Below are 24,179 nucleotides of genomic sequence, written 5' to 3'. Positions count from 1 at the left end.
ATTTCCCCCTAGTATGGCTCTAAACCCACCACATATCGCCCAGCGGTTCCTCAATCAATACTTGCTGGAGATTTTGTACGGCTTTAGAGAATCCTTCTTCAACCGACATCAGACCGTCTTCATGTTCAATACTCACAACATAATCATATCCAACCAGACGCAAGGCACTCATAATGTCTGCCCATGTTTTGTTATCATGTCCGTAACCCACAGAGCGGAACTGCCAAGCCCGATCCAGCATGTTGGTATAGTCTTGCATATCTGTTACACCGTGTTTGTTCACGTTTACCGGATCAATCGTTGTATCTTTGGCATGGAAGTGATGGATTGCATTTTCCCGACCCAAAATGTGAATCGCCTGTACCGGGTCAATGCCTTGCCACCACATGTGGCTTGGGTCAAGGTTCGCACCAATGACTTCGCCTGCAGCTTCACGCAGTCTCAGCAAGGTTGCTGGCGTATGCACGGAGAAGCCACCATGTAGCTCCAGACCTACTTTTACGTTACGATCCGCAGCAAATTTGCCCCACTCCGTCCAGTAAGGGATCACTTTGTTTTCCCATTGCCATTTCAAGATTTCCTGAAAATCATTCGGCCAAGGCGCAACAGGCCAGTTCGGATACTTCGCATCCTCGTGGTCTCCCGGACAGCCGGAGAATGTATTAACAACAGGCACTTCCAGCTTTTCAGCCAGCTCTACCGATTTTACAAAATCATCATGGAAGCCCTTTGCAATGTCTTTTTGCGGGTGCAACGGGTTACCGTGGCAGCTCAGAGCGCTGATCGTCAGACCGCGGGATTCTACTGCATTTTTGAAATTTTTAAGTGCTGTAGGATTGCTTAACAATTCATCTGGTTTACAGTGAGCGTTCCCTGGATGTCCACCTGTTCCGATCTCTACTGCTTTGAGTCCCTTGGAAGCTACATAATCAAGGGCATCCTCCAATTTACGTCCACCGAATAGTACCAAAAATACGCCGAGTTTCAAGTGCAATTCCTCCCTGATTTAGATAGTGTATGATTGCTGTGTTTTGCTCTCCTATACATGTTGAACTAAAGATCTTTACACGGAGCACTTCGATGAAAGAATAACCTTTCAATCGCTGTTATCCCCAGATTTTTTGAATCCCTTTTTATAAGGGGAAAATCCGGTGATAAAGGCGAAGTATATGCTTCCGATGCAGCTTTCCTTCAGAAAGCTTTTAGCTCCGCTTTTCCAGGTTTTTTCTGTCCTCTCCGTTAACGTGTAAATAAAATGTTCAAACTATATAGTTTATCAAACCTGTCGCTGTTCCGTTCTCATGCTTGTTTAGTTATTGTGGAAAAACAAGCATGATTCTATCCCGAAAATTAAATGTGGCCACTAATGGATATCCAGACCTGAAACGCCATTAGTGAGATTCAACTGCCTCGTTTTCAGACTGGGTTGTTACAACGGTGTCATAAGTGCTCTCTAGATGAATGTGCTTGCCTTCGAGTGAAGAACGCTGAAACGCATGCATGGCCTCAAGCACATGATATGCCAGCTTACCGCTTGCTTTGTGCTCACGTCCGGCACGAATGGACTCCACCATCTCGGTCACACCGATACCTCTCTCGTTGTGCCCACTTTCAAAATCCGGCTTGACCGTCTCCCATGTGTCTTGACCATAACGGCGAAGCTTCACTTCACCATTAAAGAAGTTGGGATCAGGTACACTGAGCGTACCTTCCGTACCATAGATTTCGATACGTGGCAGATCCGAAGCCCCGCGGATATCAAAGCTTGTAATCATCGTCACGATGGCACCATCTGCAAAATCAATGGTTCCAGCCAAATGGGTCGGTGTTTCAACACGAAGCGTGGTCCCCTCTTTGGCGCCTGAGCCGATCTTGCGATCCGCGATCTGAATACCTGCAGATGCACTGATCCTGCGAATTGGACCAAGTAATGTAATCAGAGCCGTCAAATAATACGGTCCCATATCAAACATCGGCCCGCCCCCTGCTGCATAGAAAAACTCTGGATCAGGGTGCCATGCCTCAGGCCCTCCACCCATGAAAAAGGACGTTGCCGCAATCGGCTTGCCAATCAAGCCTTCTTCAATCGCTTTACGAGCAGTCTGGATGCCTGAACCCAGGAACGTATCCGGCGCAGAGCCAACGTACAGTCCTTTTTCCTCGGCAAACTCAACTACTTTTCGTCCATCTTCCAGTGAAATAGCCAGCGGCTTTTCAGCATACACATGCTTGCCTGCCTCCAAAGCAGCCAGATCGGTAATCGCGTGACTGCCAGGAACCGTCAGGTTCAGCACAAGCTCAATCTCCTCATGTTGTAACAACTCATCTACATTGTAAACGTTTGCGATATTAAATTCATCTGCCCGTTCCTGAGCACGCTCACGGATCAAGTCAGCGACCGCCACAATTTCGATATACGGATTCGTTTTGAAATTTTCCAAGTAAATTGCACTGATATTACCGCATCCAATGATGCCTGCTTTCATTTTCTTCACAATGATGCTCATCTCCTTACGCGCATGTAAGAGTCATGTTCAGCTGTTTAAAATGCTTGTTGTAACCATTGTTCGTTTATGTTGCTTAACACTAAGTCTATGGTATTCTGTTTACGCTTCAATTAAAATGAATAATATGATTGAAACATGAACTATCTGGTCATAATTTTGAAATCACACAAGGAGTACACTTATGCCTACAGACTTTTCCTGCCAAGTTCTTACAGCTGGATTTTCATTCCATCGTAAACCTTATAGTATGGTTCAACTGGACGGGGTGAAGAATTACCTGATGCGACTGCAAACGGATGGACGGTGCCGTGCTCGTATCGATGGATCCATGTCGATGGTGGACGCAGGAGATTTGCTTCTTTTTGACCCGGATGAGCCTTATGAACTGAGAATAGACAATGAGTACAATCCTATGGGGGAGCGGCTTGTCGAGAGTGGGGACTATCATATTTTCTTCAACGGTTCCTGGGTGGATGAATGGTGGACACGCCATAAACGGCCTACTCGCATCAAGGTTGAGTTGTCCGAGAGCCTGTTAACCTTGTTCAGGCAGCTGACTCTGGAGCAGCGTCGCCTGTCCAATCCTTATCCTGAGATTTCAAGTTACTACATGCGTATTCTGTGTCTTGAAGTGGATCGATTGTTATCGGAGCACCCAACCAATACAAAAACAAATTATGTGGCTCACGAAATTAAAAATTATATTGAGGAAAATGCTTCTTCACTGTTTAAACTGGACGATGTGGCAACACATCTGGGGATCAGCGTCTCGCGTGGGGTGCATCTCTTTAAAGAAACATTCGGCAAAAGTATCATGCAATATACGCTGGATGTGCGGCTTAATATGGCTAGAGAACGGATTATTTTCAGTCCGATGACTCTGGAACAGGTCGCTGAATCCTCAGGCTTTAACAATTATACATACTTCCATCGAGTATTCCGCTCCCGGTTCGGCATGTCTCCGAAGGAATTTCGCCTGATTCACCGGGAACAGATGTAACGGTATCCTTGATGTGAGAAGTATAATCTCGAATCTAATAATAATCAGTTCCATGTATATACCGTATTGGTAATGCAATAGTATATCACATGAAACTATTTGCGCGCGGCGATGGCCTCGGATACTACCATGGCGAGGTCTTCGTTGCCAAACATAGAAAGCACACCAAGCACCGTATCGTCCGGAATATCTCCGGCTTCTTCTTTGGATACAATCAGCTTCTGTACTTGTTGTAAACGCTCATTGCTGTGCTGATCCGGGTACGCTTGCCGGTACATCTCTTCGGGGTCAAGTTCGTTGTTCACACACCACTGGGCAAAGACCAGAATCATCATCTCTTCTTCCTGCTTGTATGTCTCAATGACGGCTTCCTCAATCTGTTTGTTGCGTTCCTTCTGATACTCATCCATGCGGTTCCGCACTCCTTTACCTGATTAAACTAACTTGCCTTATATAAAATGAACCCTGAAACTTATTCGAAAATAGACTGTACTTCTCTAATGTTACTTGAATTTACTCCTTAATCAGCCGTTCAGCCAGCTCATGGCTGTCCATCACATAACTTGCACTGATCTGGCAATCATCCGATGTATCCAGACATGCAAGGAAATGATCTACAGCTCCGGCAAAACCTCTGCGTGCCAGCACCGTTTCCCAGCTTCCAAATGTCTCTTTTGTTTCCAAGTTTCCCTGTTCTGCATAGAAAACCGTATCCATATTCACAACTTCTACCGATCTTCCCCCGCCGTGCATCTCTACCTTCTCCAGATCCACACCTGCGGCACGAATCATTTCAAATCGGGCGAGCGCAGTCTTCCCTTGCTTGACCGTTCCAGCCGCATGCATCAATCGGCCCTGATCATCTTGGCGAAGCCAATTGTGCACCAGTTGCACATCGTTATCTGCGTACCATAACATCAGATCTAGCATATGGATGAGATCATCATAGATCGTCTCGGCAGCCGGGCGATCCTGTATGCTTGTGCGGTGTTTGGTCAGGCTGAGTGTTTCGTAACCCTTTCCGCCCTGCATCCATTCTTTTGCTTTTTGATACATCGGTGCGAACCTGCGGTTGAATCCGACAGCGAGCAGCAGCCCCTGTGCCTCTGCAAATGCAGTCATCTCTTCCGATTCCCGAAGTGTGTAGGATAATGGTTTATCTACATAAACCGCCAGCCCCTGTTCCAAGCACGCCATTACAATCTCAAAATGAGCTTCCGTTGCTGTATGTACAAATACCGCATCCAGTTCCCAGGACAGCAGCTCTTTCAGGTCGGTTGTGCCTCGTTTAATTCGATATGCCTGCCCAATCTCCTTTACCGGTTCAGGTGACCGGTTCATGATACCAACAATATCTACAAGCGGATGAGCAGATAACAGTGGCAAATATACTTTACGTGCGATTCCTCCGAGTCCGATAATGGCAATTCGGGTACGCTTGATCGTTTCCATAATGAGCATTCCACCTTCAACTAAATTCATTCTTCAGCCTGATTTCGAAATCCGACCTATGACTTTCCACGTCCTATAGTGTAACCTCTCCGTCTCTAACTTGCCAGTGATCCGCGGTAAAGGTTGTCTGCATTGTTCACAGGATGGCCTGGCGTGGTAAACTTATGAAGGACAGCAAAACCGGATGAGACTTGGTGTCATCCAAGGGTCTGAACCGAAAGGAGCGTTTGACTTTTGCGAAAATGGTTATGGCTCCTCGTTTATGTTTTACTTGCCGGAGTCACGTTTATTTACAGATATGAACTGCTGGCATGGGCCGATGACCATCAGTCCATCCCGCTTTTACTTGCCATGGCGACGCTGTTCGCCCTCGTACCTGTCATTCCATACAAGATCGTTATTATCGCTTTTGGGTACAGTTACGGAATAATCATGGCGGCCTGGATTTGCTGGCTCGGCACAACGCTGGCGGCAATGCTTGTCTATGCCGGGGCAAGAACCATTTTCCGGGAACAGGCTCGGGGCTATCTTGAACGTATTCGTGGGTTGAATCGTTTTACCGCCTGGATGGAGGCACACCCATTCACGGGCGTCATGACGATGCGTTTGCTACCCGTTGTGCCTCAGATGGCCGTTAATATCTATGCAGGTATAACATTCACCCCCTTCTGGGTGTTCATGGCCGCGACAGCGATTGGCAAAATGCCCGCAATCTTTGTATTTGCCTACGCAGGTGCACAAGCTGGATCATCGATCTGGCTGAGTTTGGGGATACTGGGCGGATATATGATTTTTATGGCCGTGATCCTCTTATTGTTCCGTTACCGGTCACGTAAAAAAGCCTGAGTAATGGCTGGCCTTCTCCAGTCTGATTCATGCTTGCTACGTGGTCCCGCTTGGTTGACTTGACCATTCGGGATATAATAGAAGAGTAAGTCAAAACTTTATATTTCAAAATTTAAATATAACGAGGATTGCTGGAGCGCATCTTCGAATTTGAGCGAATGTTTTGGGGTATGTATACAAGCGAAGCAGCGCAATAGTTCGAGTGCAAGCGCCAGATCTTCGTCAGAAATGGAGTGAAAATCGCATGGAACAACAATCATTGGACAAAGCAACATTTGCAGGTGGATGCTTCTGGTGTATGGTATCCCCTTTTGAAGAACTGCCCGGTATTCATAAGATCGTTTCGGGTTATACAGGTGGACATACCGAGAATCCAACCTATGAGGAAGTCTGCTCGGAAACGACAGGTCATGTGGAGGCGGTACAGATCACATTTGATCCCTCCATTTTCCCTTATGAGAAACTGGTCGAGCTCTTCTGGCAGCAGGTTGACCCGACCGATGCAGGCGGACAGTTCCATGACCGCGGATCATCATATCAAACAGCGATCTTCTATCACAATGAAGAACAGCGCAAGATCGCTGAAGCTTCCAAAGCTGCGCTGGAGCAGAGCGGGCGTTTTGACAAACCCATCTTTACTCCGATCCTGCCAGCCAAACCGTTCTATGATGCAGAAGAGCATCACCAGAATTATCATCGCAAGAACCCTGCTCATTACAAACGTTACAGCAAAGGTTCAGGCCGACAGGACTTTATTGAGCGTAACTGGTCGGGTAACGTGGACAAAAGCGGGCTGAAGGAGCGTCTGACTCCGCTTCAATATGAGGTAACACAGAACAATGCCACGGAGCCTGCGTTTCATAATGAGTTCTGGGATCATCATGGCGATGGCATCTATGTAGATATCGTATCCGGGGAGCCCTTGTTCAGCTCCACTGACAAATACGATTCCGGCTGCGGCTGGCCAAGCTTCACACGTCCGCTTCGGGACTACAATGTGAAGGAAAAGACGGATCTAAGCCATTTCATGATTCGTACCGAAGTACGAAGCCGTGAGGGAGATTCCCATCTCGGACACCTGTTTAATGATGGCCCTGCTGAAGCTGGTGGTATGCGTTATTGCATCAACTCTGCGGCACTTCGTTTTGTACCGAAAGAGGATTTGCAAAAAGAAGGCTACGGCGAGTACACCGTCCTTTTTCAATAAGAGTAATTCAAAAAAGAGCAGTGGGATGATGTTCCCGCTGCTCTTTTTATATACATCCTTATCTAAATAAAATGCAGAGTTCCCATAGTCAAACACTTACGTTACGGGGGTCCTGCATCATGGATGAGGCTAAGATGCTTAATGCTGTGGCCTCCTCTACACGCAGACTTATGTTCTTGTTACACATTATAATCACTCATTACACGGGTGATCTGCTCCGTGATCCGGTTATACTGCTGATGAATGAAGAAGTGATCCCCCGGATAGACACTTAGCGTACAGCTCCCCTTCGTTACTTGCTTCCATGCATGCATGTGTTCCATGGGAATCGAGTCGTCAGCCCCGGCAAGAACGGTTATATCTGTATTTAGCGGTTCTCTCGTCCGTGCCCAGTGGTAGCCCTCCACGATCTGCAGATCTGATCTGAGCAAAGGAACAAAGATTTCTGCTAATTCTTTATTTTCAAATACTTCTCGTGACATGCCGCCAAGTTGAAGCATTTCCTGTACAAACTTATCGTGAGGCAATGCATGTAGTTCTTTTTTATGTCTTGTTATATGCGGAGCCTTTCTCGCGGCCACAAAAAGATGCGCTGGATCTCTGCCCTGCTTTTCCTTGATATAATGAGCCAGTTCATAAGCAATAAGACTTCCCATACTATATCCAAATAAAACGATCTTCTCCTCGAACAAGTGGGACGGAATTGATAAATACGCATCCTCCACAGCCTGTTCCATGGATGTGTACAGAGGTTCATTCATTCTTCGGCCTCTCCCGGACAATTCAACCGGATGTAACTGAATATGAGAAGGAAGGTTATTACGCCAGCGGTAATACATCATGGATGAACCCCCGGCATAAGGAAAGCAGATGAGATGTATACAATTCATGAACTTCCTCCAATTTTCTAGTCTACGGCCTGATGTGCAACTTCCGAATTCAAGGTGTTCACAGGAGTATTTTGTTTACTGCCAAATTGAATTCTCATACCTGGAAGAATACTCAGTATCATCACGGTAACCGAGATGATATAGACGATAAATAAGGATGTACTATTCATAATTACACCCGCCATGGAAGAACCGAGGAGCATGGCTCCCATAAATAATGGGGTGATGGTACCATTAACCCTCCCAATCAAGCGCTCATCAATCTGGGTAACTAAATATGTGGAGATAATGACGTTGATAAAAGCAAGACTAATGGAACTCAGGAAACTTATGACCAGAGTCAGCCAGAACCAACTGGATAATACCTCGCCCATGGTAGTTACTACCAGACACATTACACCTACTATAAGTGTTAGTGTTTGATTCAATTTGCCACTGAAAGCAGCAGCAATTCCTCCACCGATTAAAAGTCCCAATCCAGATACACCAGACAAAAACTGTAACGACGTCTGTTCCAATCCCAAACGTTCAGTGATCAGAAATATTTCTAGTGGGCTGATGAGACCTGAGGAGAGTCCTACACAAATGAATACCAAACTGAGCATTTTTAATGAACGGGATTGCCCGACATATTGCCAGCCCTCCTTGATATCCGCTAGTAATGAAGTGTCCGTTTCCTGCTGAGCTGAATCCTTCGGCAGAAACGTAAGAAGAATAGCAGAAGTTATAAACAAAATAAGTAATGCATACATTGAAGTTTGAATCCCCATAACGGTATATATAAAAGTTCCGACGATAGGGCCGAGAATCAGGAAAAGTGATTGACCACTCTGTGTAATGGCAATTGCGGACTGCACATGCTCTTCCTCTACATTACGCTTTACAATTTTAACTGATGATGGCTGTGAAAACTGACTAACGATAGAGGATACAAAAGTGGCAACATATAGAATCTGCCAATAACCGGAAGATAAAACGGCAATGATCATAACAATCGATAGTGCACTAAGGATGTCACCTAGTATCATTGTACGTTTAGGATTCCAACGATCAGCAAGTGCACCGCCAATGATGGAGAAAACGAAAATGGGCGCATATTCAAGTACAGTAATTAGTGAGACCGCTATCGGATTGCCCTGAGTTTGGTCCATAACATAATAAAGGATTGCCATATTCCGTATCCATATAGCCAGATTCTGCAGTAGATCAGACCCCGTGACAATAAGAAAAGCTTTGTTCCTGAATAATGTGCTCATTCTCCATCTCCCTTTAAACCGACTGTCCGGTTTATTAATTTTCAAAAGAAAAACTGATTATACATCAGCTTTTCATGGTTGAAGTTGTTGGATGCCCACTAACATACTGGCAATCCCTTTTTTGTAGAGACGTCTGATATCGTTCAGATCCTTCTCATAATAAAGGGTGCTTAATCCGTTAAAAAGACCGTTAATAATGTGCATTAAATCCTGTGGATCCTCCGGTTTCAATTCGCCATCCTCAATACCTTTTGAAATGATCCGCTCATACGTCATATAAGGAATACGGATCAGAGACAGCATCTCATCGAGCATCTCTTGACTGACCACCTGCCCTGAGACAAACTCGTTAATTGAATGATTGAGCGGATTCGCCAAATCGTCAACATAATGATCTGCAAGGCCATATAGTTTATCTACGGATGTCTCATACTGATGTTCCTTTTCGAGCCATGAATCCATCCACTCTTCGTTATTGAGTTTGATGAGATACATGAAAAGTTCTTCCTTACTTTTGAAATGATAGTATATACTGCCTTTACTTCGATTGTTAATCGTACATATGTCCTCCATGGAGGTTGCACCATATCCCTTTTGAGCAAATAACTCTTTTGTATTACGAGCAATATCTTTCTTGATCTGAGCGACATCTTTTCTCCGTTTGACTTCGATTGAAGACCCCTCCATAAAAAGACTGACCATTCAGTCTAATAGTATCACACCCAAAATTTTCCGTCAATGCACTTTATGTATGTCCCCTCTTACATATCTCATATTTTTCTAAGATTTGCAAGAGGGGAGGTTAGGAAAAAATAAAATTATTATTAATCCGTTATTTTTTACTTCTCATCTTCTTCTTTGAAGGCGTCACTTAATTCCTGTCTAATCGTCTCAGGCAGCTTTTCTGTTGCTTCCACCAATTCATTGATCTCTTGAGGCACCTCTTCGTCCCTTACAACTCCGAATTTGAAAAATTTGTTCATCTTTTTCTCCTCCTATGAATGGTTTATATTAGTGTATCACAGAATCTCTCCAATGGTTGATTTGATTCAGTTCATCAATAAGAATATGAGGCTTCTCCAAAATATGTTCGAATAATTTACGATACTGATTGGTAAACTGCTCCATTTCTTCCCGGCTGAAACTTTTTACACGATAGTCAAAATGGATACTGAAATGTTCTTCAGTTTTTTGAGCGGTAACATAGACCTCATACTCACTGAACTTCCATTCATACTTGAATGGAGTGATCTGAATTTCAGAAGTTTCTACAGAGCGATCAACAAAATTATTCATGTTAAACATAGTATCAAACAACAATTGTTCATCGGGTTCAGAAGAGTAGCCTGCATCTTCAAGCATTCTTTCAAATGGATAATTCTGATGATCAAATGCCTGCAATTGGTTAGCCTGAATCTTAAGGAGATATTCATAATACGTATCGGCTGTTGATATTATATTTCGCAAGGGAATTGAATTAATAAATAAACCAACCGTGTCCTGTAATTCAGGTCTACTTCTGCCAAATGCATACGTTCCAACAATCATATCCGTTCTCTCCGTCTTCTGATGCAACGTAAGCAGATATACCGAAAATAAAATAGCATAATCCGTTAAACTTGAATCATGGAGTTTTTCTCTAAGTTGTTCGAGATGACTAGCAGGTAGCTTTACAACTATCTGATCTCCCTCATAAGAAGTGATGTCCTCTTGATTTATAGGCTTGCCTCTTACCGTAAACGGATGGTAGCCCTGAAGTGTTTCCTTCCAAAAGATTTGAGATTCGGCATATCCTCCCCGATCAAGTCTCTCTTTTTGCCAAACAGCATAATCTTTATATTGTAACTGAACAAGAGGAAGTGTTGTCCCCTGATAGAGTTGAACCAATTCATTCATCAAAATGCCCACGGATGTGCCATCAGATATGGCGTGATGCATATCCATCAGAAGCACATGATCCTCTTCTCCCATTTGCAGAAGCTTCGCACGAAGAAGTGGTGGTAGCTTTGTATCGAACGGTTGAATGAAAGATTCCATAATACGTATTCTTTCCGACTCTGACTCAACCTTTTCCTGAATCAGATCAAAATGAGTGCTTTTGTGAATACACTGGACAACTCGTCCTCCCTCTTTGTGCAAAGAGGTACGAAGAGCTTCATGGCGTTCTATTAGAGTCCTAAAGCTATGCTCCAGCCGCTCCGCCTGAAGTCTTCCATTGATACGAAATGCCATTGGCATATTCCAATGATTATTACCCTCGCTTGCTTCATAACCGTAAGCTTGATAAGGCGTTGCAGGATAGATGCGCTGTTCAGGTGCAGGCTGAATACGCTCATATTTATCATGATAAAAATTTGCTCCTTGCTGCTGAATATAAGCGGACAACATCTTAATTGTCGGATACTTAAATACATCCTGCAGATCTATCCGGATATGAAGCTGCTCTTGTATAAGCGTATTTAACATCATGGCTTTCAGTGAATGTCCACCATGTTCAAAGAAATGATCCTCTGTACCTGCACGCTCAATACCCAGTACCTCTGCCCAGATTAATGCTAACTCCTGTTCAAGTGTATTTTGAGGCGCACAATAACCAGTTGTCAGTTGATTGCTTGGTTCCGGCAAGGCTTTGCGATCTATTTTTCCATTGGAGTTACGCGGCAGATTACTCAAAAATTCAAATCTAGACGGGATCATATACTGTGGAAACATTGAACTTAACTCTTGCCTGATATGAGCCAATTGTTCCTTTCCAGCCTGTTGCTCCCGCTGCATTACAACGTAGGCCACAAGGTAGGAATGACCTTGTGTGTCCCGTTTGGGAACAACTACAGACTCTCGCACTTCAGGTAGTGATATCAAGCGATCCTCAATTTCCGAAAGTTCAATGCGATTTCCACGAATTTTGACTTGCTGATCCAGACGATCCAGATACTCCAAATTCCCATCAGGCAACCATCTGACCAAATCACCAGTACGATAAATAATCTCTCCAGGTGTAATAACACTTTCAATAAATCGTTCTGATGTCAGGACAGGCTGATTGAGATATCCCAAAGCCAGGCCATCTCCACCAATATAGAGTTCCCCCGGAACACCAATCGGCTGTCGTTGTCCCCAACGGTTAAGCACGTAAACTTTGGTATTGTGAACTGGGCGCCCAATAGGTACATTTCGTCTATCTCTTAGTGTTTCATCCACAGTATAGGTTGCAGCAAAGACGGTCGTTTCTGTAGGTCCGTATCCGTTAGCCAATCGGTGTGGACCCAGATAATCCAGAGCCTTTAGAACATGACTTCGTGAAGCTGCTTCGCCGCCGAAAAACAGTTTGCGAACATGTTTCAGACAAGTCACATCATAATCTACAAGGGTATTGAACAGTGAAGCTGTCATAAAAGCAGAGGAAATCCGCTCTTTAATCAGCGTTCTGCCAAGTTCGGCTGTGTGTACAACGTCCTCCATGGGAATCAGTATCAGGACAGCACCATTGAGCAAAGCACCAAATATTTCATAGGTAGATCCATCGAATGCATAGTTAGACAACTGCAACACCCGATCTTCCGGCCCCATATCCATGAACCCATTATTAACACTTGTTCTCATGATATTCCGATGCGTAGTCACGACTCCTTTGGGTGCACCAGTCGATCCAGATGTATACATGACATAGGCAGGCGAATCAGCCGTCCAGGTCTGAACCTGATCTGACACAGCCTGCTCCTTAACCTCTTCACTCCATAAATGTTCGTCAAGCATTATCGTTGGACCCTGAAAATCAGATATGCCCAGATTAGCTTCAGCTATCAATAGTTGGGCTTGGCTATCTTTCAACATGTAAGCTAACCTATCTTCCGGAAATGTTGGATCAAGCGGCACATATGCGGCTCCCACCTTCAAAATCCCCATAATGGAGACGATCATACCTATAGAACGATTAGCCAGTAATCCTACCACTTCACCCGGGACGATTCCCTTCAGTCTGAGTAGCTCTGCAATCTGATTGGCCTTTATCTCCAACTCGCCATAGGTTATCACCTCTGAACCCATCACAACGGATGGACGGTCCCCATATCGCAGCACTTGCTTGTCAAACCTTTGAGATATCGTTTCTTCCCTCGGGTAGTCTACCATCTCTCCTTCGAAACTTGCCAGGTGCAGTCTTTCCTCTGGAGTACATATCTCAATCTGCATGACTTGCTCATAAGGACGAATCACCATTTGCTGCAGGATATGTTCATAATGATGCATCATGCGCTCAATCGTTTCAGAAGAGAAGAGATTTTCATTATACTCAACAGTCAGGCTTATGCCTCCGGCGTGCTCAACACTTCCCCATGTCATATCGAACTTCGGCTCACTGGATCCAGAAGGTACCTGACGGACGGAGATCGAACTCGTTTCAGGTGAGGAGTGCTCCATGTTCTGCAATACAAACATCGTATCAAATAGCGGATGTCGGTTCAGTTCTCTTGGCAATGCCAGTTGTTCAATCAGCTCCTCCAGAGCATATATCCCGTGTTCGTAGCCCTGCATCAACTGGGCATGAACTTGTTGAATATAATTCTGAACTTCTTTCTCTCCCACTGGCCTCAATCTCAATGCCAACGTATTTACAAACATGCCAACTATGGATGCAGTATCCGCATGTTCCCGTCCGGCTGTAGGGACACCGATAACGATATCCTCCTGTCCGGCATATTTGGACAACAGGATGGAATAGCCTGCCAACATTACCGTATACAACGTTGTTTTGTACTCTTCTGCCTGAATCCGAAGCTGCTTAGTCAGTTCTTCATTAAGCTGAATTTCTACCCGTGCCCCAGTAGCTCTATGGGTTCTACCATAAGAATCATCATAAGGTAGATTTAACATCGAAAGTTCACCTTGGAATTGATCTAACCAGAATTCCCCACTACTTTGATAGCTTCCCGCCTTCTTATATTCCTGTTCCCAGACAGCATACTCCTTGTACTGAACTGAAAGCGGCTCAAACTTTTGTTGTTCATACAACTGAAACAGTTCAGTGAAGATAATACTGGTCGATGTGCCATCAGAAACAATGTGGTGAGTATCTACAACCAAAATATGCCTTTCTGATGAAGTACTTAACAAGCCTGCACGAATAAGCGACTTGTGAGCTTTCAGATTGAAGGGACGAACGAACGAATGAACATACGTCTCTATATCAACTTTTCCCTTCCCTTCAGCAAATGTATACTCCATCCCCCATTCCAGATCTCCCGCAGGCCATATACGCTGTCTCAGATCACCTTGAACAAGTTCAAAAGACGTACGCAACGCTTCATGTCTATGGATCAGGGAAATAAAAGCTTCCTCGAGTCGGTCAGCAAAGAGGCGACCTTCAATTTCAAATATCATTGGCATATTGTAACTGGTGCTCTGCTGATCCATATGTTGAATGAAAAATAATCTCTTCTGCGCTGACGATGCGGGATAGGTATCTTGAACCGCCACAGGTTGCAAAGCTGCATAACGATGGAATCTGGTAGCTTTCTGAATAAATTTGGACTGATCCATCACGGAAGTGTAGGTAAACACATCTTGTACCGTCAACTTTACATCAAAAGCTTTATGAATCTGGGCAATAAGGGACATAGCCTTGAGAGAATGTCCTCCAAGTTCAAAGAAATGGTCGTGAATACCTACTTTTGATAAACCCAGAACACTACTCCAAATCTCAACTAATTCAGCTTCGAGCGAATTGGTTGGTGCAACATAACTTTCGGATACAAGGGGCTGCGGCTTCGGAAGCATCCTTTTATCCACTTTGCCATTACTTGTGAGTGGAAAAGAGTCAAGCAAGGTATATGTGGAAGGCACCATATAATCTGGAAGAACGTGAAGCAACTGTTCCCGAATAATTCCCACCAGCCGAGGTTTGGATGTCGAATGAGGAACGATATATGCTGAGAGAAAGGAGTGACCTTGTTCATCCCGTCCAGATGTTACCATCGCCTCTTTAACTTCCGGCAGAACCAGAAGTCTGCCTTCGATCTCTGTCAGCTCTACTCGATTGCCACGAATTTTGACCTGTTGATCCAAACGGTCCAGGAATTCCAAGTTTCCATCAGGTAGCCACTTCACCAAATCCCCTGTACGATAGAGTTTTGTTCCTGATTTCAGCGGACTCTCGCCAAACCGCTCTGCCGTCAACACTGGTTGATTCAGATAACCCTGTGCCAATCCTTCTCCCCCGATATAAAGTTCTCCGGGTACCCCAACTGGCTGTCTCTTTCCCCACGGATTAAGCACATATACCTGTGTATTGTGAACCGGACTGCCTATTGGCACATTGCTTCTGTCCCGCATACTCTCATCCACCGAGAATGTTGTTGCAAAAACAGTCGTCTCCGTTGGACCGTAACAATTAATAATGCGATGGGGACCCAGATAATCCAACGCTTTCAGGACATGTTTTCTGGAGCCTGGCTCCCCACCGAAAAATAGTCTTCGCATATGTTTTAGACAACTCATGTCGTAGTCTACGAGCGTATTGAACAATGCTGTCGTCATGAAGACAGTTGTAATTCGCTGTTCATCCAATGTACGAGCAAGTTCTGTAATATGCAGCATATCCTCTCTGGGAATCAAGATTAGCGCTGAACCATTCAACAAGGCTCCGAAAATGTCATAAGTCGATCCGTCAAAAGCATAATTGGACAATTGAAGAACCCGATCCGTAGGCATCATGTCAATAAACCCGTTTTGGATACTATTCTTCATAATGTTGCGATGTGTCGTTACGACTCCTTTGGGCTTCCCGGTTGAACCCGAAGTATACATCACATAAGCTGCATGATCCGGACGGATTTCTCGCTCTTCCCCAAGCTCTTCATTAAGAGTTTCACTCCAGCACTGTTCATTTAAGACCATCGTTTTCCCTGAGAATCCTGAAACTGCTCGACCTTGTTCAGCAATGAGCAATTCGGCCTGGCTATCTTCAAGCATAAAGACAAGGCGCTCTTGCGGAAAGCCCGGATCAAGTGGAACATACGTGGCTCCGGATTTCAAAATACCGAGAATGGACACGATCATTCCCATAGAGCGATCCGTTAACAATCCGACTCTGTCTCCCGGACGAACTCCTTCGTGTTTTAACGTTTCAGCCATTCGTTTAACATTCATACCCAGTTCACTATAGGTCATGCTCAGGGAGCCCATGATCAACGCAGGACGATCTGCATGCTGTCTCACTTGTTTTTCAAACCGCACGGGTATTGTTTCTTCTCTTGGATATTCGACAACTTGTCCTTCATTCTTCTCAAAGTACAGGGTTTCTTCCAATGTACACAATTCAATATCGTTGAGGGTCCGATGGATATCGTTGACCATCTGTTCAAGAATATTCGCATAATGGGAAGACACTTGTTGAATCCTGGCATGGGAAAATAAGCCGGTATTATATTCAATCGTCATGGAGATGTCTTCTTTCAACTCATGTCCAGCCCAAGTCATCTCAAACTTGGATCGCCCTGTTGTTGTCTCCATCTGATTAATAGTAAGCTGATCCGCCTTTAGCTGAGTCATGTTCATGTTCTGTAGTACAAATAATGTTTCAAAAAGGGGATGACGACTCGGCTCCCTGACCATTTGCAGATGATCCAGCAGCTCTTCAAGTGGGTACAGCGCATAATTGGAGCAATCCAGTACACGTTGCTTTAATGAAGCCAAGTACTCTGCAACCGTAAGTTCCGGCATGATTTTGCTGCGCAAAGGTAAGGTTTTAACAAACATCCCCACCATGGAAGCCGTTTCGGCATGATCTCTGCCTGCGATCGGTGTACCCACAATGATATCTTCCTGTCCGCTATATTTGGATAGCAGAATGTAATATGCAGCTAACAGCAGTACATACAAGGTTGTATCGTGGCTCGCCGCCAGTTCGGTCAAGCGCTTGGCAAGAACGTCACCCAGCAGGAATGTATGTTGTGCTCCTTCATAGCGCTGTACTCGTGGACGCACGTACTCCAGAGGGAAGTCCAATATCGGCAGCTCACCCTCATACAATCGATGCCAATAATCTCGAGCAACACTGTAGGCTTCCGTTGATTGCTGTAGCTGCTCATAGGCAGCGTAATCTTTATACTGTTTATGCAGAAGCGGTAGCTCTTCATCTTCATATAATCTGAATAACTCATCGTACATAATCGCTGTTGATATCCCATCCGATACGATATGGTGAACATCCAGCAATAATAGATGCTGTGTATCCGATTGCTTGCGGATATACGCTCTAAACAAGCTAGGAGCTGACAAATCAAAAGGAATAATACATGATGCAACCCATGACGCCTCATCATGATCGATAGACCCGTATTGTAATGTGCCATTATTTACTTCTGTCAGATCCAGTTTCCAGTCCAGTTCGCCCAGCGCGTGTACCTGTTGTCTAACCTGATCATCTTCCAACAGAAAAGAAGTTCGTAAGGACTCATGACGCTCAATCAACTGAAGCAGAGCATTTTCGAGTCGTTCCATACTCAGATGACCTTCGATTCGTAAAACCATCGGCATATTATAACTGGTACCCATATTTTCATTTTGCTGAATAATATACAATCTTCTCTGAGCAGAAGTCACATTATAACTTGTATCCTGATTCACAGTAGGCAGGGAGACATAACTGTGAAGCTTATCGTGCCCTTGAATAAGCATTGCCTGCTCCCGAATGGTAGAATGGCTGAAGATATCTTGAAGACTTAGCTTTACATCAAACATCTGATGTATTTTGGCCACCATGGTCATCGCTTTAAGCGAGTGTCCTCCAAGATCGAGAAAGGATTCCAGCATGCCTGGATAATCCTTCCCGAGAACTTCGGACCAGATATGCTGCAACTGTTCTTCATACGGGTTTTCAGGCTGTATGACCTCCACTGTATTCCATTTAGCCGAAGGCTTGGGAAGATTAGCATGATCCACCTTACCATTGGATGTCATCGGTATGGTGTCCACAATGAGAATAAATGCAGGAATCATATATTCCGGAAGTGACTGTCTCAATTCACTCTTCCACTTAGAAACCAGATCGGAGCTGTCCATCTTCTTCATCACAAGATCTTCGGGTACTACATATGCACAAAGAAGAGAACCTTCGCCACGCTCCTCTTTACGTGCCACTAACACTGCTTCATTTACGGATGGGATTTCTTTCAATTTGGTTTCAATCTCGCCAAGCTCGATCCGATTGCCTCGAATTTTGATCTGATTGTCCATTCTTGCCAAGTACTCCAGTTGACCATCCTCTCTCCAAACTACCAAATCCCCTGTCCGATATATCATTTCTCCAGGGACAAATGGATCTGGAACAAAGCGTTCTTCCGTTAAATCAGGCTGGTTCAAGTATCCTTTCGATACACCTTCCCCACCGATGTACAGTTCACCCGGAATCCCTATAGGCTGCAATTGGCTCCACCGATTAAGCACATATAGTCTTGTATTGTTTATCGGAAGTCCGATGGGAACCCGAGAATATTGATACAAGCTGTTTTCGACCGAATACGTCGCTGCAAAAACAGTCGTTTCTGTTGGTCCATACGCATTCACTATACGATGCTCGCCCAAGTAATCCAGTGCTTTCAGTACATGCTTAATCGATGCGTTCTCGCCACCAAAGAACAATTTCCTTACATGCTTGAAGCACGTAACATCATAGTCAACCATGGTATTAAATAACGTCGTCGTCATAAAAGCAGATGTGATTTGTTCTTCATCCATCGTTCTCGCTAGCTCGGCAGCGTCGAGTAAAGTATGTTTGGTAATCAATAGAAGTGTTGAACCATTTAATAGTGCCCCAAAAATCTCATAGGTTGAGCCATCGAATGCATAATTGGATACTTGGAGTACCCGATCGGTAGCGGACAGTTCACTGTAGCCATTGTGAATAGCCGTCTTAATAATATTTCGATGACTGGTCATCACTCCTTTGGGCTTACCTGTCGAGCCTGAAGTATACATCACATACGCTGTCGCTTCCGATGGGATCGCTGGCAATTTCCAATTCCTGATTTGTCCCCTCGTCCTTGCTGCCTCTTGAAGTATTGCTTCAAGTACCAAATGCTGTGCAGTACTCCCGGTCATGGTCAACTCATTGGCTGTGATCAGCCAATTGGCATTGCTGTCTTCCACAATGAAGCGCTTGCGCTCTTCAGGAAAAGAAGGGTCAATAGGGACATACATAGCACCTGTCTTGAGAATCCCGAAAATAGCTATGATCATTCCCATAGAACGGTCAGTCAATAGACCCACCACATCTCCTTGCTTCATTCCTTTTTCCATCAGTACCCGTGCATATTGGTCTGTTACTTCGTTAAATTCCTTGTATGTTAGACTCTGATCCTCATTAATAACCGCAATCTGATCAGGAGTTCGGGCAGCCTGCTCCTGCATTACTGATGAAATGCTGGATTGACGCGGATATTCTGCCTGTGTTTCATTGCAAGTTAGCATGGCGGATTTCTCTTCGTTCGTTAACAAATGGATTTCCTTCAGCCTCATGGAGCAGACGTTCCCCATTTGCACAAGGATGTTTTTGTAGTGATCAATCATCTTCAGTATGGTAGATTTTTTGTAGATGGAGGAAGCATACTCCACTGTCCAGTTCAAACCATGGCGATCCTCCTGACATCCCCATGTCATATCGAATTTGGCATAATTCCAGTCCCACTCCGCTGCAGTAAAGGTAGTTCCCGTCAGTTGGATTGGTGGAATATCCATATTTTGCAGTACAAAAAGGGTATCAAACAACGGATGTCGACTTAGATCTCTGGACAGTTGAAGATGCTCAAGGAGATCCTCAAGAGGGAACTCTCCATGCTCTTGTGCCTCAACAAAATTGGACTTCAGCCGACCTATGAATTCATCCACTGTGAGTTCACCTGGCACCTCATTACGTAGGGCCAGCGTATTGACGAACATGCCAACCATAGGCTGAACATCTTCGTGATACCTTCCTGCAATTGGTGATCCGACCACAATATCCTCTTCTCCAGTATACTTGGATAACATGATATTATAGGCAGCAAGCAAGACCACATATAATGTGGTTTTGTGCTTAGCAGCAAGGCTTTTCAACCGATTCGTGAGCTCCGTTTCAAGTTGAAATGAGATCGAATACCCCTCATAAGATCGAACCGAAGGTCTGATATAATCGGGTACAATCTCCGTGCTCGGAAGTTCATCTTTGAATTGGGCACACCAGTATTTTCGATTTTCCTCATATCTCTGACTCGTCCGCTCATTTTGTTCATATACGGAGTAGTCTTTATAATGTAGGTTTACAGGTGACAGCTCTTCTCCCTCATATAATTGGGTCAGTTCCTTATAAATAATTCCGGTGGATACACCATCAGACACGATGTGATGAGTATCAATGAACAAGAAACTATGATTGGATGTAACTTCAGCAAGAGCTGCACGGATCAGCGGACTGGTTGATAGATCAAATGGCTGTACAAATTTCTCAAGATATGAAGCAATCATCGTTTTTTGTCTATTCAGAACATCAGTGCCGTAATTCGTTGCCCCTTGTTGCTCTTGCATCTCATAGTTAATTAAACTCCAGCTTAGTTCCGAGGGTTCCAGAATATGTTGCCGCAAGTGTTCACCAGACCAGATGAAACGTGTTCTGAGAATCTCGTGCCGTCGTATAAGCTGTATGAAGGCCTTCTCAAGCTTAGCCCGGTTAACCTTACCTTCAATCTTCAGTACCATCGGCATATTGTAGCTGGTCTCTAATGGAGCCAGCTGTTGTGCAATGTAGACTCTTTTTTGCGATGCGGACACTGGGTACGATTCTTGTACTTCCACGGCAGGAATAGCCTTATATACACTTTTGCGAGAATTTTCTATGCATAGTGACATTTCCCGTAGTAGTGCTGCACGGAATACTTCATGCAAAGAAAGTTTTACGTCCATCTCTTTATGTATTTTGGCTACCAGCATCATAGCTTTTAACGAATGGCCCCCAAGCTCAAAAAAGTGATCTCCGGCACTTGGTTTGATGCCCAATACGTCTTCCCAGATCTGGGCCAGCTTCTGTTCGGTTTCTCCAGACAATGGCAGATTTTTGTTTTGATCCATCACCTTAGGAAGCGGTAGGTTTTTTCGATCGATTTTGCCGTTAGAATTAAGCGGAAATACCCGAAGAATCTGGAATGTAGCAGGAATCATATACTCAGGTAAACGGGTTTTCAACGCCAACTTCCATTCCTGAATTTGCTTATCCTGCTCTGCATGAGCCTCTGCATATTGAATAGGGATGATATATGCACTTAAGTTAGAACTTCCCTGGGAATCCCGCCATGTCGTAACAAGAACATCTTCCACTCCGGGAAGAGCTCTCATCTTCCCCTGCACCTCTCCCAGCTCAATGCGGTGACCCCTGATTTTGACCTGATGATCCTTCCGCCCCACAAATTCCAAATTCCCATCAGGCAGACGTTTAACCAAATCTCCGGTTTTATACATTTTCTCACCGGGAGCATGCGGGTTATCAACAAAGCGTTCTCGCATCAACTCTGGAGCATTCAGGTAACTAGCCAAACCTTCACCGCCAATGTATAACTCTCCCATCACACCGACAGGCATTGGATTATGTTTGGAGTTCATGACATAAGCAGTGGTGTTATGAATTGGTTTGCCTATGGGTGCCACATCAGGCTGTGTAACCGGATAATATGTTGCATACACCGTCGTTTCTGTTGGCCCATACATGTGTAATAACCGTTCTGGTCCCAAAACATCTAATGCCTTATTCAGATGCCGGATTGAAGCTTGCTCCCCCCCAAACAAAAGATGCCTTACCTTACTGAGACAGTTCGGGTCCCAGTCTACCAGCGTGTTGAATAACGCAGTTGTCATAAAAGCGACCGAAATCTCTTCCTCGGCGAACATATCAGCAAGCGCAGCTACACTCTGCATCTTTTCTTCAGTAGTAAGTACGAGCGTTGAGCCATTTAACAATGCCCCGTATATGTCGAAGGTTGCCCCATCAAAAGCATAATTCGAAATTTGCAGAATCCGATCTTTGGAGTTCAATTCCACATAGCCATTATTTCGCACGGTCTTGATAATATTTTGATGGGTTGTAACCACACCCTTAGGTTTTCCAGTAGAACCTGAAGTATAGATAATGTAAGCGGCATCCCGTGGACCTGACAGGAAATCAACCTCTTGGTATTGGTTCGTCCTGGATGAACGTTCATGCACCATCCACTTGTCCAAGGTTAAGATCTCTCCCTCAAAATGGGGCAATTCTAATTCAGTGAACCGAAGCAGGAATCGTGCACCACTATCGTGAAGCATATGGGTCAATCTTTCGGCCGGAAATGTGGGGTCAAGTGGAATATAGGCGGCACCAGCCCGAATAATAGCCAACATACCTGCAATCATCTCCATAGATTTCCCCGCAACCAGCCCTACCCTGTCTCCTGGCTGAATGCCATGCCATTGTATAGCTTTGGCCCAATCTTCAACCAGAGCATGAAGTTCTGCATAAGTCCATGTCTGGTGTGCTAATTGAATGGCTGGATGATCAGGATATAACTCGACCTGTTGAATAAATAATTCTGAAATGGACTGATCCCTCGGATAGTCTGCTGTGGTCTCGTTCCCTTTCACCAGCATGCTGTTTTCTTCCGGGGTTAGGATCCGAATATCTGCAACACTTATTTCCGGTTCTTGCGCAATTAATAGACAGGCTTGCTTCAGGTGAACAAACAATCGTTTAATAAAAGAATCCGAATATACCTGCTCGTTGTAATTGATCTTGACCCGGATCTCTTCACCTGGGCCTATGGAAATGTTCAGATCATAATTGGTATGTTCATATGCTTCAATAGAGGTAATATCAAATCCAAGTTCAAACTGTTTGGTATCAAACATGCTGGTACTGGACGGGTAGTTTTCATACACCATGATATGGTTAAAAAGCTGACCATTCTGACCCGCCTCCGCTTGCACTTCAGCGAGAGAAAGATAGCTAAATTCCTCAGACAGAATGGCATTTTGATGTGTATCTTTCAGTAATTGGGCAAACGATTGTTTCTCTTCCGACGTTATTCTTACGGGCACAGCGTTAATGAACAAACCTACAATTTTCTCCACATTTGGTATGGTAGCCGACCTTCCAGATACTACAGTTCCAAAAACCACATCGTCAGAATTGCTATAGTATTGAAGTACTACTCCCCACAACGTCTGAAAAAGACTGCTCATCGTGACCTGATATTTACGGCTAACATCCATTAATTGCTCAGTCAGCACCTTGCCCAAATTAAACGTTATCTCCTGAATTGATGATGGTTCCGCCGAATCCGAAGTTATTTCCACAGGGAAGTCCGCTCCCTGCTCATAACCAGAGAGATAATTCTTCCAATAGGTTCTGGCCTCGATCTCCTGCTGCTCACCCAACCATTTAATATATCTTTTATAGGGAATGACACGATCCAGTTGTGCAGGTGTTCCATGAATCTCCTGCTTGTAGAGGGAGAACCACTCCTGGAAAATGATCCCCAGGCACCATCCGTCAATTAGAATATGATGATTGCTCCAGATTAGCGTATATGCTGCCGGGCCAGTTTGGATCATTTGCAGGCGTAACAGGAGATCTTTGGACAAGTCAAAAGACCGCTGGCGATCTTCTTCCGCTATCTGCCGGATCATCTTCCTCTGCTCGTTCGGATCAGGCTCAGTCAATTGAATGTATTCCAATTCAACTTTTCTGTTTCGTAACACGATTTGTCTTGGCTTGTTGATTTTGTCGTGAATAAAGATTGTCCGAAGCGTATCGTATCTCTCGATAACTTTGTTCATGGAGCGTTCCAGTGCTTTAACATCGACGAACCCATCAATCGTAAAAATCATTTGCTCGAAATATACGTCTCCCTGGTCGTAAAGCGAATGAAACAGCAATGCTTCTTGCATTGGAGATAATGGATAAATATCAGCAATTTCCGGTTTGTTCATCATCCCTTATGTCCTCCCCTTAAATCTATAGATAGC

The 24,179-nt window shown here is 44.6% G+C and carries 12 protein-coding genes; 3 read left to right on the top strand and 9 right to left on the bottom strand.

Annotation, left to right across the window (positions count from 1 at the left end; translation table 11 throughout):
• Positions 1–19: 19 nt before the first annotated feature.
• On the bottom strand, positions 20–988 hold the full coding sequence (locus ACR8BL_RS27235; protein ID WP_090922589.1) for a sugar phosphate isomerase/epimerase family protein: 969 nt from the start codon (positions 986–988) through the stop codon (positions 20–22).
• Between the two features lie 403 nt (positions 989–1,391).
• Positions 1,392–2,495, bottom strand: a complete 1,104-nt coding sequence (locus tag ACR8BL_RS27230) for a Gfo/Idh/MocA family protein (RefSeq protein WP_434750427.1) — start codon at positions 2,493–2,495, stop codon at positions 1,392–1,394.
• Positions 2,496–2,688: 193 nt separating this feature from the next.
• Here ACR8BL_RS27230 and ACR8BL_RS27225 point away from each other — a divergent pair, with 193 nt between their 5' ends.
• Positions 2,689–3,507 (top strand): AraC family transcriptional regulator, encoded by an 819-nt coding sequence (locus tag ACR8BL_RS27225; RefSeq protein ID WP_434750426.1) that lies wholly within the window; start codon positions 2,689–2,691, stop codon positions 3,505–3,507.
• A gap of 95 nt (positions 3,508–3,602) precedes the next feature.
• On the opposite strand, the gene ACR8BL_RS27220 is transcribed toward ACR8BL_RS27225, so the two are convergent.
• Together ACR8BL_RS27220 and ACR8BL_RS27215 are read right to left on the bottom strand one after the other, a co-directional pair.
• Complete coding sequence (locus ACR8BL_RS27220; protein ID WP_434750425.1) at positions 3,603–3,917, bottom strand: hypothetical protein; 315 nt, start codon at positions 3,915–3,917, stop codon at positions 3,603–3,605.
• A gap of 103 nt (positions 3,918–4,020) precedes the next feature.
• On the bottom strand, positions 4,021–4,959 hold the full coding sequence (locus ACR8BL_RS27215) for a Gfo/Idh/MocA family protein (RefSeq protein WP_434750424.1): 939 nt from the start codon (positions 4,957–4,959) through the stop codon (positions 4,021–4,023).
• Positions 4,960–5,193: 234 nt separating this feature from the next.
• Here ACR8BL_RS27215 and ACR8BL_RS27210 point away from each other — a divergent pair, with 234 nt between their 5' ends.
• Together ACR8BL_RS27210 and msrA are read left to right on the top strand one after the other, a co-directional pair.
• Positions 5,194–5,805, top strand: coding sequence for a TVP38/TMEM64 family protein (locus tag ACR8BL_RS27210; RefSeq protein WP_434750423.1), 612 nt, complete (start codon positions 5,194–5,196; stop codon positions 5,803–5,805).
• A 244-nt stretch (positions 5,806–6,049) separates the two neighbouring features.
• Positions 6,050–7,012, top strand: coding sequence for a peptide-methionine (S)-S-oxide reductase MsrA (msrA, locus tag ACR8BL_RS27205; RefSeq protein WP_434750422.1), 963 nt, complete (start codon positions 6,050–6,052; stop codon positions 7,010–7,012).
• A 179-nt stretch (positions 7,013–7,191) separates the two neighbouring features.
• Here msrA and ACR8BL_RS27200 read toward each other — a convergent pair whose 3' ends face one another.
• The 5 genes from ACR8BL_RS27200 to ACR8BL_RS27180 all read right to left on the bottom strand — a co-directional run bounded on the left by ACR8BL_RS27200 (position 7,192) and on the right by ACR8BL_RS27180 (position 24,146).
• Positions 7,192–7,902 (bottom strand): thioesterase II family protein, encoded by a 711-nt coding sequence (locus tag ACR8BL_RS27200; protein WP_434750421.1) that lies wholly within the window; start codon positions 7,900–7,902, stop codon positions 7,192–7,194.
• Between the two features lie 17 nt (positions 7,903–7,919).
• A complete protein-coding gene (locus tag ACR8BL_RS27195; protein ID WP_434750420.1) occupies positions 7,920–9,158 on the bottom strand; it encodes an MFS transporter in 1,239 nt (412 codons plus the stop codon).
• A 72-nt stretch (positions 9,159–9,230) separates the two neighbouring features.
• Positions 9,231–9,845, bottom strand: a complete 615-nt coding sequence (locus tag ACR8BL_RS27190) for a TetR family transcriptional regulator C-terminal domain-containing protein (RefSeq protein WP_434756494.1) — start codon at positions 9,843–9,845, stop codon at positions 9,231–9,233.
• A gap of 152 nt (positions 9,846–9,997) precedes the next feature.
• Positions 9,998–10,141, bottom strand: coding sequence for a hypothetical protein (locus tag ACR8BL_RS27185; protein ID WP_434750418.1), 144 nt, complete (start codon positions 10,139–10,141; stop codon positions 9,998–10,000).
• Between the two features lie 28 nt (positions 10,142–10,169).
• Positions 10,170–24,146, bottom strand: coding sequence for an amino acid adenylation domain-containing protein (locus ACR8BL_RS27180; RefSeq protein ID WP_434750417.1), 13,977 nt, complete (start codon positions 24,144–24,146; stop codon positions 10,170–10,172).
• Between the last annotated feature and the right edge of the window lie 33 nt (positions 24,147–24,179).

Origin of the sequence: Paenibacillus amylolyticus (genome assembly GCF_051136285.1) — a bacterium.
GTDB classification, from domain to species: Bacteria; Bacillota; Bacilli; order Paenibacillales; family Paenibacillaceae; genus Paenibacillus; species Paenibacillus amylolyticus_F.
The sequence above is the reverse complement of the archived record's forward strand: the minus strand, read 5'-3'. Positions and strand labels throughout refer to the sequence as shown.

Coding starts and splice junctions, on each gene's coding strand:
- ACR8BL_RS27225 (WP_434750426.1), top strand. CDS start 2,689: ATGCCTACAGACTTTTCCTGCCAAGTTCTTACAGCTGGATTTTCATTC.
- ACR8BL_RS27220 (WP_434750425.1), bottom strand. CDS start 3,917: ATGGATGAGTATCAGAAGGAACGCAACAAACAGATTGAGGAAGCCGTC.
- ACR8BL_RS27215 (WP_434750424.1), bottom strand. CDS start 4,959: ATGGAAACGATCAAGCGTACCCGAATTGCCATTATCGGACTCGGAGGA.
- msrA (WP_434750422.1), top strand. CDS start 6,050: ATGGAACAACAATCATTGGACAAAGCAACATTTGCAGGTGGATGCTTC.
- ACR8BL_RS27200 (WP_434750421.1), bottom strand. CDS start 7,902: ATGAATTGTATACATCTCATCTGCTTTCCTTATGCCGGGGGTTCATCC.
- ACR8BL_RS27195 (WP_434750420.1), bottom strand. CDS start 9,158: ATGAGCACATTATTCAGGAACAAAGCTTTTCTTATTGTCACGGGGTCT.
- ACR8BL_RS27190 (WP_434756494.1), bottom strand. CDS start 9,845: ATGGAGGGGTCTTCAATCGAAGTCAAACGGAGAAAAGATGTCGCTCAG.
- ACR8BL_RS27185 (WP_434750418.1), bottom strand. CDS start 10,141: ATGAACAAATTTTTCAAATTCGGAGTTGTAAGGGACGAAGAGGTGCCT.
- ACR8BL_RS27180 (WP_434750417.1), bottom strand. CDS start 24,146: ATGATGAACAAACCGGAAATTGCTGATATTTATCCATTATCTCCAATG.